Source organism: Streptomyces sp. NPDC090442 (genome assembly GCF_044769405.1).
GTDB lineage: Bacteria > Actinomycetota > Actinomycetes > Streptomycetales > Streptomycetaceae > Streptomyces.
The window spans coordinates 25,603-40,166 of record NZ_JBIVXW010000083.1 but is presented as its reverse complement, the minus strand read 5'-3'; the positions used below and the strand labels follow the sequence as shown (position 1 = coordinate 40,166).

Sequence of the window (14,564 nt, the reverse complement as noted above, 5' to 3'; positions counted from 1 at the left end):
CGCCGCCCGCATGACGCGGGCGGCGGCCACGGCCGTCGAGCTCTCGGTCCGCTCACCAGGTCTGCGCCTGGTGGTCGCGGCGGTGCCGCCCCTGCGCGGCCTCCCCCTCTTCCGAGGTGGCGGCCGGGCCGCGGTGCCTGCCGGAGCCTGCGGCCTCGGCGGCCTGGGCGGCTGCCTCCTGGGGGCGCGCCTGGGTCGTGTCGGTTCGGGCTTCGGACATGAGAAGAGTCACTCCGTCGGATCGCTTGTAGCTGTACGCGTCGGGACCTCCCCCGGCTCCCGCCGGGACGCGTCCCGTGCGGTGCCGTCGGTGGCCGGGTCAACCGGCTGCACAGCCCCCGCCGGAATACTAACGGGGCGGGAATCAGCGCTCCACTGGGACTCACGGGACGGGAGAGGCGCCTGTTGCAGCGGAACTGGCCTGCACAGGCGGGGATGCGCGGGCCCGTCGTGCGGTTCCGCGCTTCGGGGCTTCGATTGTGGAGATGCTGTGGAGTTGACGCCGTTATCGCCCGTATCCGGGACAATTTCCGCACCGCCGACACCCTCCGGAACCGCCGGAATCTTTGCGTCCGCAATGGCGTTGGGGGCGGTGGCGTCGGGGAGGAGGGTGTCGCACGCGGCGGCGTCGGTCGAGCCTCCGCCGGGCGGTGCGCCGACCGCCCCGGCCTCCGACGCCTCGGCCGGATCCGTCCGCTCCACAACTGGCCCCAGCGGTATGGCCATCCGGGCCACCCCGCACGGCACCGCCCCCGTCGCGTACGGGAGCAGCAGCGCACCCTCCGGCGTCCACCGGCCGCTGCCCGCCAACCAGCCGTCCGGGGCCGGGAACTGCCGCAACTGCCGCTGCGCGGGCCGCCATACGCCCAGCCGGGGCCCCTCGGGGGCGTCGGGGCCGCCGGGCTCGTCGCGACGGCCCGGGGCGTCGAGCCGGAAGGCCACCGCGCAGCTCTCCGGGCGCAGCGTCCGCCCCGGTTGGACGGCGAACGGCGTCACCGACGCCCCCGGCACCCGCAGGCACTCCGGGAACCGCACCGGCCGGCTGCTGCCCAACACGCCCCAGCCCACCCGCTCGTGGCCGGGGGCGTCGGAGCGGACCAGCAGCAGCCCGCTGTCCGGGTCGGCGAGCAGGAGCCGGTCGTCGCTCTCCTCGGTGATCTGGAGCAGCGGGCTGACCTCCCCGTCGCGCGCCAGGTCGACCACCACCGTCTTGGTGCGGCCGGCCAACTCCCGGTCCACGGCCAGCAGTCGACCGTCGTGATCCAGCCAGGCGCCGCCGGTGCAGCGGCCCGGCACCACGGCGACCCGCTCCGGGCCCGCCGCCCCGCCGTGCACCCGCCACACCGCGGTGTGCTCCGCGCCGGGCGCCAGCGCATAGCCCAGCCGCCCGCCGGGGGCGGGCGGCAGCAGCGCGAGCGCCCCGGCCGCCACCGCGCCGACCAGGACCTCGTGGGTGCCGGGCCCGGTGGGGGAGAGCACCGAGACGGTGAAACGGTCGGCGACCCGGCGGACGATCACCACCCGGCCGTCCGCGAGCGGCAGCAGCCCGCTGTCCGGTTCCTCGGGCTGACTGCCCGCCAGCGGGACCGCGTACGGCTCCGGGCCGCCGAGCGTCCAGCGCTCCGGGAACCAGCTCCCGGCGGCGTCGTCGTGCCGGGCGAGCCGGGCGGCGTACGAGCCGTCCGCCGCGACGGTCAGCGCCGCGCGGGGCGGGCCGCCGGGCGCCGTGGTGTTCTCACTGGCACGGATCGTCATCGGTGCCACCTCCCGTCGGGACGTTAGTTTTCGCACTTCCGGCCGATCAACGAGAGTTGCCGCTCTTCACGCATAAGGGTGGCCCTTGTCCGGTTCGCCGGTAAGGAGAGGGGTGGGTGTGCTCGGCGGTTCAAGGATGCTTAAAGTTAGGGCGACCTAAGTTGCCGTCGGCGGCCGGGCGGTTCCGCCCTGCCCGCCCGGCGCCCCCTCGATCTGGAGTGACGCGATGCCCCTTCGCCGCCGCGGTGCCGCCGCCCTAGCCCTCGTCGCCGCCGGCGCCCTCGCGCTCGCCGGCTGCGGCTCCTCCGGCGCGGACGGCGGGAGCGACCGCGGCGCGGGCTCGAAGTCCGTGGCCCAGGGCGGCAAGGACTTCGGCAAGGCCGCCGACGAGACCGCGAAGATGGGCACCGACGCCAAGCCGGGCCAGTTCCCGCGCACCGTCCGGCACGCCATGGGCACCACCACGCTGCCCGCCGCCCCCCAGCGCGTGGTCGTCCTCGACGTCGGCGAGCTCGACAACGTCGTCTCGCTCGGCATCAAGCCGGTCGGCTACGCGCCCACCGAGGGCGACGCCGCACTCCCGGACTACCTCGCCAAGGACGCCGGCCACCCCAAGAGCGTCGGCACCATCAACGGCCTCAACCTGGAGGCCATCAACGCCCTCAAGCCCGACCTCATCCTGGGCAGCAAGCTGCGCGCCGAGAAGCAGTACCAGCAGCTCAGCAAGATCGCCCCGACCGTCTTCTCGATCCGCCCCGGCTTCACCTGGAAGCAGAACTACCTGCTCAACGCCGCCGCCCTCGACAAGACGGCACAGGCCAAGACCGCGCTGGCCGCCTACGAGGCCAAGGCCAGGAAGCTGGGCGACGACATCGGCCCGGACAAGCCGACCGTGTCGATGCTGCGCTACATGCCGCAGTTCACCCGCCTCTACGCCCAGCGCTCCTTCATCGGCACCGTGCTGAAGGACGTCGGTCTGCCCCGCCCGAAGAACCAGCAGGCCGACGACCTCGCCGTCGAGGTCAGCCCGGAGAACATCAACCAGGCCGACGCCGACTGGATCTTCACCGGCGTCTACGGCGACCCCAAGTCCACCAAGCGGGACACCGCCGAGCAGAACCCGCTGTGGAAGAACCTCAAGGCGGTCAAGGACGGCCACGCCAAGAACGTCAAGGACGAGACCTGGTACCTCGGCCTCGGCGTCACCGCGGCCGACAGCGTCTTGGACGATCTGCGCGCCCTGCTCGTGAAGTAGCGGCCTCGGCGACGGCAGCCGTCCCGGTAGGCGACCGCCGGGTCAACTGGCGCCCCGCCGCGCCCCGGAGCGGCGGCCGGCTGCTTCGGCCGACCGGGGCCCGGCGCGCGGGCGCGGGGGGAGGGTAACCTTCCCCCGTGCCCGCACTGTCTGAAGTCCTCGCCGCGCTCGACGCCCTCTGGCCCCCCGAGCGGGCCGAAGGCTGGGACGCCGTCGGCACCGTCTGCGGAGACCCCGACGCCGAGGTCCGCCGGGTGCTGTTCGCCGTCGACCCGGTCCAGGAGATCGTCGACGAGGCGGTGCAGCTAGGCGCCGACCTGCTCGTCACCCACCACCCGCTCTACCTGCGCGGGACGACGACGGTCGCGGCCTCGACCTTCAAGGGCAAGGCCGTGCACACCCTCATCAAGCACGACATCGCCCTGCACGTCGCGCACACCAACGCCGACACCGCCGACCCCGGCGTCTCCGACGCCCTGGCCGGCGCGCTGGACCTGCGGATCCTGCGCCCCCTGGTGCCGGACCCGAGCGATCCGGCCGGCCGCCGCGGCCTGGGCCGGATCTGCGAACTCCCGCACCCGATGACACTGGCCGAGCTGACCGCGTACGCCGCCGCCCGCCTGCCCGCCACCGCGCAGGGCATCCGGGCGGCCGGCGACGTGGACGGCGAGATCCGCACCCTCGCGGTCTCCGGCGGTTCCGGCGACAGCCTCTTCGACGACGTGCGGGCGGCCGGTGTGGACGCCTTCCTCACCGCCGACCTGCGCCACCACCCGGCCTCCGAGGCCACGCAGACCACCGGGCACAACCGCCCGTTGGCCCTGCTGGACGCGGCCCACTGGGCCACCGAGTGGCCGTGGTGCGAGCAGGCCGCGGCCCAACTCGACGCGGTCTCCGACCGACACGGATGGGGACTGCGCACGCACGTCTCCCGCACGGTCACCGACCCCTGGACCGCCCACGCGGCGTCCGCCCCGCTCACCAGCCACCCGGAAAATTCGCACACCACAGGAGCCCCCCGCTGAACGCCGCGCCCGCCGACCAGATCCGCCTCCTCGACGTCCAGAACCTCGACGTCCGGCTCACCCAGCTCGCGCACCGGCGCAAGAACCTCCCCGAGCTGGCCGAGCTCGCGACCCTGGAGGGCGACCTCACCCAGCAGCGCGATCTGCTCGTCGCCGCCCAGACCGAGGAGAGCGACACCAGCCGCGAGCAGACCAAGGCGGAAGGGGACGTCGACCAGGTCCGCCAGCGCGCCGCCCGCGACCAGAAGCGCCTCGACTCCGGCGCCGTCAGCTCCCCCAAGGACCTGGAGAACCTCCAGCGCGAACTGGCCTCGCTGGCCAAGCGCCAGGGCGACCTGGAGGACGTCGTCCTGGACGTCATGGAGCGCCGCGAGGCCACCCAGGAGCGGGTCCGCGAGCTGACCGACCGGGTCGCCGCCATCCAGTCCAAGGTCGACGACGCCACCGCCCGCCGGGACGCCGCCAACGCCGAGATCGACGCCGAGGTCGCCACGGTCAACAAGGAGCGCGAGCTCACCGTCGCGGACATCCCCGCGGCGCTGATCACGCTCTACGACCGGATCCGCACGAAGCAGGGCGGCATCGGCGCCGCCCGCCTCTACCAGCGCCGCTGCGAGGGCTGCCGGCTGGAGCTGGACATCACCGAGCTCAACGACGTGCGCGCGGCCGCCGCCGACGCCGTCGTCCGGTGCGAGAACTGCAGCCGCATCCTGGTCCGCACGCCCGACTCGGGACTGTAGGCCGTGCCCCGCGAGCTGATCGTGGAGGCCGACGGCGGGTCCCGGGGCAACCCGGGGCCGGCCGGCTACGGCGCGGTCGTCCTCGACCCGGCGAGCGGTGAGGCGTTGGCGGAGGCCGCCGAGTACATCGGGACGGCCACCAACAACGTCGCCGAGTACAAGGGCCTGTTGGCGGGGCTGCGCGCCGCCAGGGCCCTGGACCCGGAGGCCACCGTCCACGTCCGGATGGACTCCAAGCTGGTCGTGGAGCAGATGTCCGGCCGTTGGCAGATCAAGCACCCGGACATGAAGCCGCTGGCCGCCGAGGCCGCGGCGGTCTTCCCGTCCGGCCGGGTCAGCTACGAGTGGATCCCCCGCGCCCGCAACAAGCACGCCGACCGGCTCGCCAACGAGGCGATGGACGCGGGCCGGGACGGCCGGCAGTGGGAGCCGCGCGACTCCCGCGCGGCGCTCGCCGCGGCCGACACCAAGGCCGTCGAGCCGGCGGACGCCGCGCCCGCCGCGCCGCCGGCCGGCTGGGCCGCGCCCGACCTCGGCGTCCCCGCCACCCTCGTCCTGCTCCGGCACGGCGAGACCGCGCTGACGCCTCAGAAGCGCTTCTCCGGCAGCGGCGGCACCGACCCCGAACTCTCCGCCGCCGGCCGCCGCCAGGCCGAGGCGAGCGCCGCCGCGCTCGCCGCCCGCGGCACCGTCCAGGCCGTGGTCAGCTCGCCGCTGCGCCGCTGCCGGGAGACCGCCGGGACCATCGCCGACCGGCTCGGCCTCGACGTCCGGGTCGAAGAGGGGCTCCGCGAGACCGACTTCGGCGCCTGGGAGGGGCTGACCTTCGCCGAGGTCCGCGAGCGGTACCCCGACGACCTCGACGCCTGGCTCGGCTCCGCCAAGGCGGCGCCCACGGGAGGCGGCGAGTCGTTCGCCGCGGTCGCCCGTCGGGTCGCGGCCGCCCGCGACAAGCTGCTCGCCCGCTACGCCGGGAAGACCGTCCTGGTCGTCACCCATGTCACCCCGATCAAGACGCTGGTCCGGCTGGCCCTCGGCGCCCCGCCGGACTCGCTGTTCCGGATGGAGCTCTCCGCGGCCTCGCTCTCCGCGGTGGCGTACTACGCGGACGGCAACGCCTCGGTGCGGCTGTTCAACGAGACGTCGCACTTGCGGTAGGGGCCGGCGGAGCCGGGGCGGTAAGTCCCGGTGGAGCGGCCCCTGTTCGTCCGTGCTGCCGGCTCCGGCGGCTCCCGGGCGGGTTGTTCGTGGACGTTTTCGGCCCGGCGCACCGTTGTGGTGTGCCGGGCCGCGTGGTGTTGCGGTGTGTCGTGGCGGGGTCAGCCGGCCAACGTCGCTGCCTCGCGGGCCAGTTGCTCGATCCGGGACCAGTCCTTGGTGGCCAGGGCGTCGGCGGGCAGCATCCATGTGCCGCCCACGCAGGCGACGTTGGGGAGCGCGAGGTAGGAGGGGGCGGACGCCAGGCCGATGCCGCCGGTCGGGCAGAAGCGGGCCCGGGGGAGGGGGGCGGCCAGCGACTTCAGGTAGGGGGTGCCGCCCGCCGCCTCCGCCGGGAAGAACTTCATCTCGGTGACGCCCTCGTCCAGCAGGGTCACCACCTCCGAGGCCGTCGAGACGCCCGGCAGGAACGGGAGTTCCGCGTCCCGCAGCGCGCCCAGCAGCCGCGGCGACCAGCCGGGGCTCACCAGGAAGCGCGCCCCGGCCGCGGTGGCGGCCGCGACGTGCTCCGGGGTCAGCAGGGTGCCGGCGCCGACCACCGCGTCCGGGACCTCGTCGGCGATGGCCCGGATCGCGTCCAGCGCGGCGGGCGTGCGCAGCGTCACCTCGATCGCCGGCAGCCCGCCGGCGACCAGCGCCCGGGCGAGCGGCACGGCGTCCGCGGCGTCCTGGAGGACGACCACGGGGATCACCGGCGCGAGGCCGAGCACCGAGGAGAGGGCGGGGGAGGAGGGCGCGGGAAGCGGGGCGGCGTCAGTCACGCCGCCCATACTGCGGTGGGCCAGCCATTCTCCGCAACGAGCGTTGCGTATGTTGCAACGAGCGCGCGGTGTGCGCCTACAACTCCGTGACGATCACGTCCAGCGCCCACGGTTTGCCGGCCTTCGCCGGGGCCGTCGCCTCGACCGCGTAGCCGAGCCCGCGCAGCGCCTCCACCAGCTCGGCCGGGTCCGCCGGTTCGGCGCCGGCCACCAGCAGGTCCCGCACCAGCCGGCCCTTGGTCGCCTTGTTGAAGTGGCTGACCACCGACCGCTTCTCGACCCCGTCCACGATCTTCGACTGGAGCACCCGCACCGTCGCGGTCCGCCCGGCGACCTCGCCCTTGGGCTTCCAGGCCGTGGCGTACGCCGCCGACCGCAGGTCCAGCACCAGGCCGTCCCCGGCCGCCTCCGGCAGCACCTCCGCCATCGGGCCGCGCCAGTACGCGCCCAGCGCCCCCAACCCCGGCAGCTTCACCCCCATCGAGCAGCGGTACGACGGGATCCGGTCGTCGATCCGCACGGCGCCCCACAGCCCCGAGAACACCAGCAGTGCGCGCCCGGCCCGCTTTTGCGCCGCCTTGTCCAGGGACGCGAGCCCCAGGGCGTCGTAGAGCACGCCGGTGTAGATCTCGCCGGCCGGGCGGGTGCCCGCGGTGCGCAGCCCGGCGTTCTTGGCGACCTCGCCCTTCAGGCCCTCGCTGAGCCCCAGCACCTCCTGGGCCTTGGCGGCATCCGCGGTGCACAGCCCGACCAGCTCGTCCAGCACCTCCGCGCGCGCCGCGGCCAACCCCGGCAGCGACAACGCCCCCGGCTCCAGCGGCTTCCCGGTCCCTCCCGCGGCCTTACCTTCCGACGGCGGCAACAGCACGAGCACGGTGTTTCTCCTTCACGGGCGGTACGGGCAGGGGGTGCGGCCCCCGGCACAAGAGCTTAAGAGCCGGGCCGCCCGGCCGTGATCCCCGCCCGGTGTCCGTACGGCGCGCCGGGAGCGCCCGTCGGTCATACGCTCGATGCCATGCCCCGTCGCCACATGCATGTGACCGACGCAGCGGAGGCCCCGCTCCGGGCCGCCCTGCACGACCTGCGCGTGCGGATGGAGATCCCCGACCACTTCCCGCCCACCGCCCAGGCCGAGGCCGACAGCGCCGCCCGCGCGCCCCGCATCCCGGCCGGCGACGGCGAGGTCGCCACCGAGCACACCCTGCACGACGCCACCGACCTGCCCCTCTTCACCCTCGACCCGCCCGGCTCCCGCGACCTGGACCAGGCGATGTACCTGGCCCGCCGCCGGGGCGGCGGCTACCGCGTCCACTACGCCATCGCCGACGTCGCCTCCTTCGTCACCCCCGGCGGCGCCCTGGACGCCGAGGCGCACCACCGGGTGGCCACCCTCTACTTCCCCGACGAGCACGTCCCGCTGCACCCCACCGTGCTCAGCGAGGGCGCCGCCAGCCTGCTGCCCGACCAGGACCGCCCGGCCGTGCTGTGGCAGCTCGACCTCGCCCCCGACGGTGCGCTGACCGGCACCGCCGTCCGCCGCGCCCTGGTCCGCTCCCGCGCCCGCCTGCACTACGCCGGCGTCCAGCGCGTCCTCGACGACGGCACCGCCGAGGAACCGCTCGCCCTGCTCCGCGAGATCGGGCTGCGCCGCGAGGAGTGGGAGACCGTCCGTGGCGCGATCTCCCTCAACGTCCCCGAGCAGGAGATCGTCGAACGCGACGGCCGCTACACGCTCGCCTACCGCGCCCCCCTGCCGGCCGCCGCCTGGAACGCCCAGGTCTCCCTGCTCACCGGCATGGCCGCGGCCGAGCTGATGCTCGCCTCCGGCACCGGCATCCTGCGCACCCTGCCCTCCGCCCCCGACGGCTCGGTCGCCCGGCTCCGCCTGACCGCCCAGGCCCTCGGCGTCGACTGGCCGCACCACACCTCGTACGCGGCGCTGATCCGCACCCTCGACCCCCGGCGCGCCCGGCACGCCGCGTTCCTCCAGGAGTGCACCGCCCTGCTCCGCGGCGCCGGCTACACCACCTTCGACGGCACCGCCCCGCCCGCCACCACCGCCGTGCACGCGGCGGTCGCCGCCCCCTACGCGCACGCCACCGCCCCGCTGCGCCGGCTCGTCGACCGCTACACCTCCGAGCTCTGCCTGGCCGCCGCGGCCGGCCGCACCCCGCCCGGCTGGGTCCGCGCCGCCCTGCCCGCCCTGCCGCACGAGATGGAGCTCGGCACCCAGCGCGCCAACCAGGTCGAGCGGGCCTGCGTGGACCTCGTCGAGGCGGCCCTGCTGCGCGACCGGGTCGGCGACACCTTCGAGGCCCTGGTCGTCGACCGCCACCGGGACGACCCCACCCAGGGCACCGTCCAGCTCTACGAACCCGCCGTCATCGGCCCCGTCCACGCCGCCCCCGGCGGCCCCGCCCTCCCCCTGGGCGACCGCATCCGGGTCCGCCTCTCCACGGCCGAACCTGGCCGGGAACCGGTGCAGTTCACCCCCGTGTGAGGGCCCGGTCGCGTCGCGCACCGGGCCGCTCCTCCCCGCCCGGCCCCCTCACGCCGGCGCCACCGACTCGCCGGGCTCCGCCGCCCGCCCGGCCGTCCGCGCCTCGGCCACCGCCCCGCGCACCGCCGCCACCGCGCCCCGCGCATCGTCCGCGTGGAACCGCACCGTCCGCACCACCTCCCGCCGCCCCAGCAGCCGCACCGCCACCACCGGCTCGGTCAGCTCCAACGTCACCGACGTCTGCCCGCCCACGGCCAGCTCCAGCACCCCGCCGTCCCGCGCAGCCAGCCCGAACCGCAGGTCGTACCGCACCGACGCGATCCGCTCCAACGGGATCCGCACCGCCATCCGGGCCCCGTCGCGCACCACCAGCTCGTCCGGCCCCACCACATGCGGCCTGGTCACCGCCGCGGCCTGGTTCCCCGGCACCATCAGCACGGTGTAGACGTCGGCCACCAACGTCACCGCGTGCACCACCGGCAGGTCCCGCACCAGCAGGCTCGCCCCGACCGTCTCCACCCCGCACACGAACGTCAGCCCGTACATCAGCGCCGCCTGCGCCCCCGCATACGGCAGCGCCCGCGCGCCCGCCGGCACCCCGATCCGGCGCCGCACCACCCACCACACCAGGCTCACCAACCACCGCCCCTCGTGCCGGGCCAGCCGCCCCACCCGCTCCCCGAACCCCACCCCGGCCCCGCTCACCGCGCCCGCTCCTCGATCATCCGCATCGCCCGCCGCACCGCCGCCACCTGCGCCGGCGCCAACTCCGCCACCAGCAGCTCGGCCCAGAACTCCGCCCCCGGCCCGGAGGCCGTCGCGCCCCCGGCCCCGGCCGCGACCGCCGCCACCGTCCCCTGCGGTACGCACTCCACCAGCGCCCGCGCCGCCCCTTCCACCCGCGGATCGTCCACCGCCGCCCCCACCAACCCGTCCAACAGCCCATACACCGCGTACGCCCGCTCCATCGCCTCCGGCGCCGCCAACGCCTCCCGCAGCGCCGCCGCCATCGCCCCCTGCACCCGTCCGTCCCCCGACGCCTCCAGCAGCGCCAGGATCTCCCGCTCCCGCGCCGCCATCGCCGGCTCCGGCCCCGGCAGCCGCGCCGACGTCCGCGCCATCTCCCCGAACAACTCGGTCAGTTGCTCCGACACCGGCCCCTCCTCCGGCCACCCGCCCGGCTCCTCGGCCCGCCGCAGCAGCTCCGCCAGCCGCACCCGCCGGACCCGCAGCGCCTCCTCCTGCCGCGCCAGATCCGCGTCCAGCTCCGTCAACACCTCCCGCAGCTCCTTTCCGGCGTCGTCCGCCAACACGTCCCGGACCTCCTCCAGCCCGAGCCCCAGCTCCGTCAGCCGCCGCACCCGCGCCAACGCCACCGCATCGCGCAGCCCGTACTCCCGGTAGCCGTTGGCCCGTCGCACCGGCTCCGGCAGCAGCCCGAGCTGGTGGTAGTGGCGTACCGTCCGTGTGCTGACGCCGGCCAACCCGGCGAGTTCCCCGATCCGCATGGGGCCAGTAGAAACGTTGACGCAACGGCAAGGTCAAGCGGCCGTCGTCCGCCAGGTAGCATGGTCGGCACGGCGGACGAGCCGGCCGGGCGGCCGCGTGGGGATCACCGATCCCCCCGAGGAACGTCCGGGCTCCACACGGCAGGGTGGTGGGTAACGCCCACCCGGGGTGACCCGCGGGACAGTGCCACAGAAAGCAAACCGCCTGGCTTCACGGCCAGGTAAGGGTGAAACGGTGGTGTAAGAGACCACCAGTGCCCAGGGTGACCTGGGCAGCTAGGTAAACCCCACCCGGAGCAAGGTCAAGAGGGGCCATCGCTTGATGGCCCTGCGCGGATGATCGAGGGCTGCCCGCCCGAGTCCGCGGGTAGACCGCACGAGACTGTCGGCAACGGCAGTCCTAGATGGATGGCCGCCTCCCGGCCGACCGCAAGGTCGCCCGGAGACAAAACCCGGCGTACAGGCCGACTCGTCCGCCATTACTCCCCTGACCCGCGAAACCGCGCCGGCCACGGCGTGAGTAGGGGCACCGCGGACGCAGACGAACGGGCCCGCTCCGGAGCGTCGTCGGTGAGTGTCCCCACTGAGCACCGATGACCGTCGACGGCAGAGAGGGCCCGTGGCCCGAGCGGCTCACGCTCCCCGCCGTCACCCGCGGCCAAGGAAACTGCCTTCTCGCCTGACGCGGCGCGTCACACCATCCAGAAAGACCGGATAACCGAGGGGCTCTCAATTCAGAGGCCCGTACATCCGCACATAACACTCTTACGTCATAAGGCAATTGGGCTGCAGTATGCCGGCTGCACTCAGCGCTGTGCACAGTGGCTTCTATGCTGGCGGCGCGCATATCGCTCGGTACGCCGCCGCCAACTACCCGCGCGCGCCCGGGATTAGCAGGGGCTGTTCCGACGGGTCGGAGACAGCCAGGATGCTGAAGTGTCTCGCGGCCAGGTGACGGCGCAGGTTCGAGACGTTCCCTCGTCCATCGTCAGCTCCAAAGCCGGTCTCAACAGTGTTGCGTCAGAGGAGGATTCATGCCGGACGTCCCGCTGATCCGGATGCACGGGGACACGATCGGCATGGGGAGTCTGGACTCTGCAGTAGACCGGGTGGCCAGTTTCTTCGGAGCCTACGTCGGTAGCGTGTTCAACGGCACTGCCCCTTCCTAGCCAAGTGCCTTCGCGCCCATCACCTCACGCACGACCTCCAGTGCCGCCTGGCAGCCTGGGAGGAGACCAACCCGCCCGACGGCGCTCTGCGCGCCCAACGCCTCCCCACACAATGGGATGTTTCGGTACCGCAATTCCGATGCCGTTCGCGCCCTCACGACGGCCACCCTCGCCTGGGACGTCGGCTGAGACCGGCAGCACCCAGCTTGTGGTGGCAAGCGAGCTGCGCACGAAGCTCAGCGCGGACATTTCCGCGCTGAGCTGGCCGATGGCTACCCTCGCAGCCGGATCGCGACGCGGGTAACCGTGCCGTCGAAGACGTACGCCCACCCGCCGTGCCGGGTGATCAGAGCTCAGAAACCGCCGAGTTCACCCACGTCCATTCCGCCAAGGGCGTTGCCCTCCCAGGGGCTGCGTGCGCAACGCGCCAAAAGCACACGAGGCCTTTGACCGCTTCTTCTGACTGGTGCCGTTCCCCGCCTCGCGAGCCGTATTACGGTTGGCCCGGTCGCGGCGCTAGACCGGGCCAACCGACCGCCTGAGGCCAGGCGGCTGTCGCCCGACTACAGCCAGCACGGGGGAGCGGAACGGCCGCAGCCAACGACGACACACGCGACCATCGCATCACGCCCCGTGCGAATCCATCGGCCACGCCGTCATGCAGCCGACGTCAGGCCCATCTTGCGGCGATCAAGCACGTTGTCGACACCATGCAACGAAGCCCGACGGGTTCGAGGTTGTCACAGTGAACGACGCAGGGAATCCCGGGTAAGTAGGCAGGGCAGCCGCCTGCGCGGCCCTCAAAATTGCTGCGGCCCTGGACCAAACTCGATCTCACAACGCCCCTGAGACGCGGGTGGTCGTCTGTTTGGCTGAAACGCCAGCACCTAGGACATGAAAGGGGAAGTTGCGGTCAAGGCAAATTGCGGGGAAACGCCATCGTGATTTCCAGGAGGAACTATGCGTATCCACAAGGTCGTTGCCGCTACGGTGATCGCCGGAGCTGCAGCCCTCGGAGTTGCCGGACAGGCCAGCGCTGTCGGGGGTCCGCACGGAGCCACCGGCCAGCCAGACCGAGGCCACTTCAAGTTGAGAGACGTCATGCCTCACGACGAATTGAGTCCAGCCTTCGACTCGCTGTCCGACTCGCACCTGAATCAGGTGCTGGGCCTATTCGGCTAATTCTGTGCATTCTGCGCGGCGGTGCCTCGTAGGGTGAACGCGGAGGGGTGACTGGTCAACGACTGTTCCCGTCGTTCATCGCTACTCTGCTGCAGAATTCCCAAGAGGTCGGCGCGGGGCGTAAATCTCGCCTCTCTCGCCCCCTCACCCTTCGAGCGGATGGAAGAAATCCAGGTCGTCGTACGGCTGGCCGCTGAAGAATCGCGCCCATAGCTCTGCGGTCTCTTCTACGCGCTCCAGGCCGCACAGGTGGTCAGTTTCTTTGATTGTGGTGAATTGAGCTCGCGGGAACAAAGCGGCAACTTTCCGCCCCTGATGAGGGGGCGTGAGAACGTCGTGCTCCCCGGTGAAGACCAGGCAGGGGATGTCCGGCAATGACCCTTCCACGTACATTCCGTGACGCAACAGCCGAGCGCTATGTTCCAGGTCCATACGCACACCCTGATCCGTGCGGTCCATGAATTGTTTGAAGAGGATCCTGGACATGACTTTGTGCTTGCGTACCGGCCCGGTCGTCGGCGGGGAGGTGAAGAGGTCAACCAGGTCGTGTGCGACCGCGGCTCTGTCGCCCCTTCCCAGCATATCCGTCCACCGAGAAACGGCTTTTACGTAGTACTCGGGCACTTCCAAAATCATTCCAGCCAGACACAGGCGTCGTACCGCTGTTGCGTAGCGCTGGGTGAATCGCAGCGCTACGGCGCCTCCGTAACACGCCCCCATGAGGTTCACCGAGGGATGCCCGAGAGAATCCAGGGCGTGATGCAGGGCATCGGCGAGGAAATCCAGACCGAATTCCGACGGGAGGAAGTCTGAAGTTCCATACCCAGGCAAATCCACGGTGATTACGGTGCCAGCGAGGGTGAGTCTCTCTTCGTGCCGCGGCCATGTGTGGCGATCTTGCGAGGATCCGCCCAGCATCACGATGGGAACGGTCACAGGCTCCCGAGAGGGAACCACTCGAACGCAATACTCGAACCCCTGGAACGAGAAGAGGTGTTCGGTGATGTGAAAATCCGTGCATGCCTTGCTGGTGTCGATGGACACGGAAGCTCCTCTTGGGTGAGAACCCCACCGGGAATTCCTGGCCTCCCGGTTGCCCGTAGTTCGCGAGCCCGAACCGAGGAGTCTTGGCATCGTGGCTCAGGTGCTCCTTTGTGTCCACGAAAACATGCGCGTAACACGCGAGAACTTGCAGGCGAGTACCTCTATCGCCACTGGTGGGCATATTTATTCATGTTGTTACAAGTGATCGGAAGAGCGGGCCGGGATGCGACCGATCGCGACTCGTCGACCAATGCGCGACTTTCTTGATTTCAGTCGTAGGTGCGATTCTTCACGGATCGGCGAAGATCGGTCACGCGTACGAAGGAAGTCCACTGCCGGTCAAAGAGTTCCTGACGGTAGATGAACGGGTGATTGTGCTCCGGCTCCCGTTACCAGGTCAGGGAGTG

At 72.3% G+C, this 14,564-nt stretch carries 12 protein-coding genes and 1 other RNA gene; 6 read left to right on the top strand and 7 right to left on the bottom strand.

The annotated features are described in order from the left end of the window. Positions 1 to 52: 52 nt before the first annotated feature. Positions 53 to 220, bottom strand: a complete 168-nt coding sequence (locus ACIQU6_RS37825; protein WP_403486271.1) for a hypothetical protein — start codon at positions 218 to 220, stop codon at positions 53 to 55. Between the two features lie 8 nt (positions 221 to 228). Next, positions 229 to 1,755 (bottom strand): hypothetical protein, encoded by a 1,527-nt coding sequence (locus ACIQU6_RS37820; RefSeq protein WP_403486270.1) that lies wholly within the window; start codon positions 1,753 to 1,755, stop codon positions 229 to 231. Positions 1,756 to 1,981: 226 nt separating this feature from the next. On the opposite strand from ACIQU6_RS37820, the gene ACIQU6_RS37815 reads away from it, so the two are divergent. The 4 genes from ACIQU6_RS37815 (at position 1,982) to ACIQU6_RS37800 (ending at position 5,933) form a co-directional block, all read left to right on the top strand. Further along, positions 1,982 to 3,010, top strand: coding sequence for an ABC transporter substrate-binding protein (locus tag ACIQU6_RS37815; protein ID WP_403486269.1), 1,029 nt, complete (start codon positions 1,982 to 1,984; stop codon positions 3,008 to 3,010). Positions 3,011 to 3,147: 137 nt separating this feature from the next. Further along, positions 3,148 to 4,035: a Nif3-like dinuclear metal center hexameric protein gene (locus tag ACIQU6_RS37810; protein ID WP_403486268.1), complete on the top strand. Its 888-nt coding sequence runs from the start codon at positions 3,148 to 3,150 to the stop codon at positions 4,033 to 4,035. Continuing rightward, complete coding sequence (locus ACIQU6_RS37805) at positions 4,032 to 4,775, top strand: zinc ribbon domain-containing protein (RefSeq protein ID WP_403486272.1); 744 nt, start codon at positions 4,032 to 4,034, stop codon at positions 4,773 to 4,775. Before ACIQU6_RS37810 ends, ACIQU6_RS37805 begins: the two co-directional genes overlap by 4 nt. A 3-nt stretch (positions 4,776 to 4,778) precedes the next feature. Next, the gene (locus ACIQU6_RS37800; RefSeq protein WP_403486267.1) at positions 4,779 to 5,933 is read left to right on the top strand and encodes a bifunctional RNase H/acid phosphatase; all 1,155 of its coding nucleotides are present in this window, start codon (positions 4,779 to 4,781) and stop codon (positions 5,931 to 5,933) included. 161 nt (positions 5,934 to 6,094) lie between these two features. On the opposite strand, the gene eda is transcribed toward ACIQU6_RS37800, so the two are convergent. Further along, complete coding sequence (eda, locus tag ACIQU6_RS37795) at positions 6,095 to 6,763, bottom strand: bifunctional 4-hydroxy-2-oxoglutarate aldolase/2-dehydro-3-deoxy-phosphogluconate aldolase (protein WP_403486266.1); 669 nt, start codon at positions 6,761 to 6,763, stop codon at positions 6,095 to 6,097. A gap of 67 nt (positions 6,764 to 6,830) precedes the next feature. After that, positions 6,831 to 7,628, bottom strand: coding sequence for a peroxide stress protein YaaA (yaaA, locus tag ACIQU6_RS37790; protein ID WP_403486265.1), 798 nt, complete (start codon positions 7,626 to 7,628; stop codon positions 6,831 to 6,833). A gap of 141 nt (positions 7,629 to 7,769) precedes the next feature. Between yaaA and ACIQU6_RS37785 the strand changes: the two genes are divergently transcribed. Further along, a complete protein-coding gene (locus ACIQU6_RS37785) occupies positions 7,770 to 9,254 on the top strand; it encodes an RNB domain-containing ribonuclease (protein ID WP_403486264.1) in 1,485 nt (494 codons plus the stop codon). Between the two features lie 48 nt (positions 9,255 to 9,302). Here the strand turns inward: ACIQU6_RS37785 and ACIQU6_RS37780 are convergent, their stop codons facing one another. Together ACIQU6_RS37780 and ACIQU6_RS37775 are read right to left on the bottom strand one after the other, a co-directional pair. Then, positions 9,303 to 9,959 (bottom strand): hypothetical protein, encoded by a 657-nt coding sequence (locus ACIQU6_RS37780; protein WP_403486263.1) that lies wholly within the window; start codon positions 9,957 to 9,959, stop codon positions 9,303 to 9,305. Then, entirely contained in the window at positions 9,956 to 10,762 is an 807-nt protein-coding gene (locus tag ACIQU6_RS37775) for a MerR family transcriptional regulator (protein ID WP_403486262.1), read from the bottom strand. The genes ACIQU6_RS37780 and ACIQU6_RS37775 overlap by 4 nt, the downstream gene beginning before the upstream one ends. A 77-nt stretch (positions 10,763 to 10,839) precedes the next feature. Here ACIQU6_RS37775 and rnpB point away from each other — a divergent pair. After that, positions 10,840 to 11,238: RNase P RNA component class A (rnpB, locus tag ACIQU6_RS37770), an RNA gene on the top strand. 2,019 nt (positions 11,239 to 13,257) lie between these two features. On the opposite strand, the gene ACIQU6_RS37765 is transcribed toward rnpB, so the two are convergent. Next, complete coding sequence (locus ACIQU6_RS37765) at positions 13,258 to 14,157, bottom strand: alpha/beta fold hydrolase (RefSeq protein ID WP_403486261.1); 900 nt, start codon at positions 14,155 to 14,157, stop codon at positions 13,258 to 13,260. Positions 14,158 to 14,564: the final 407 nt, after the last annotated feature.

Bases quoted from the DNA above. Each gene is read 5' to 3' on its own strand.
- ACIQU6_RS37825 (WP_403486271.1), bottom strand. From the start codon at position 220: ATGTCCGAAGCCCGAACCGACACGACCCAGGCGCGCCCCCAGGAGGCA.
- ACIQU6_RS37820 (WP_403486270.1), bottom strand. From the start codon at position 1,755: ATGACGATCCGTGCCAGTGAGAACACCACGGCGCCCGGCGGCCCGCCC.
- ACIQU6_RS37815 (WP_403486269.1), top strand. From the start codon at position 1,982: ATGCCCCTTCGCCGCCGCGGTGCCGCCGCCCTAGCCCTCGTCGCCGCC.
- eda (WP_403486266.1), bottom strand. From the start codon at position 6,763: ATGGGCGGCGTGACTGACGCCGCCCCGCTTCCCGCGCCCTCCTCCCCC.
- ACIQU6_RS37785 (WP_403486264.1), top strand. From the start codon at position 7,770: ATGCCCCGTCGCCACATGCATGTGACCGACGCAGCGGAGGCCCCGCTC.
- ACIQU6_RS37775 (WP_403486262.1), bottom strand. From the start codon at position 10,762: ATGCGGATCGGGGAACTCGCCGGGTTGGCCGGCGTCAGCACACGGACG.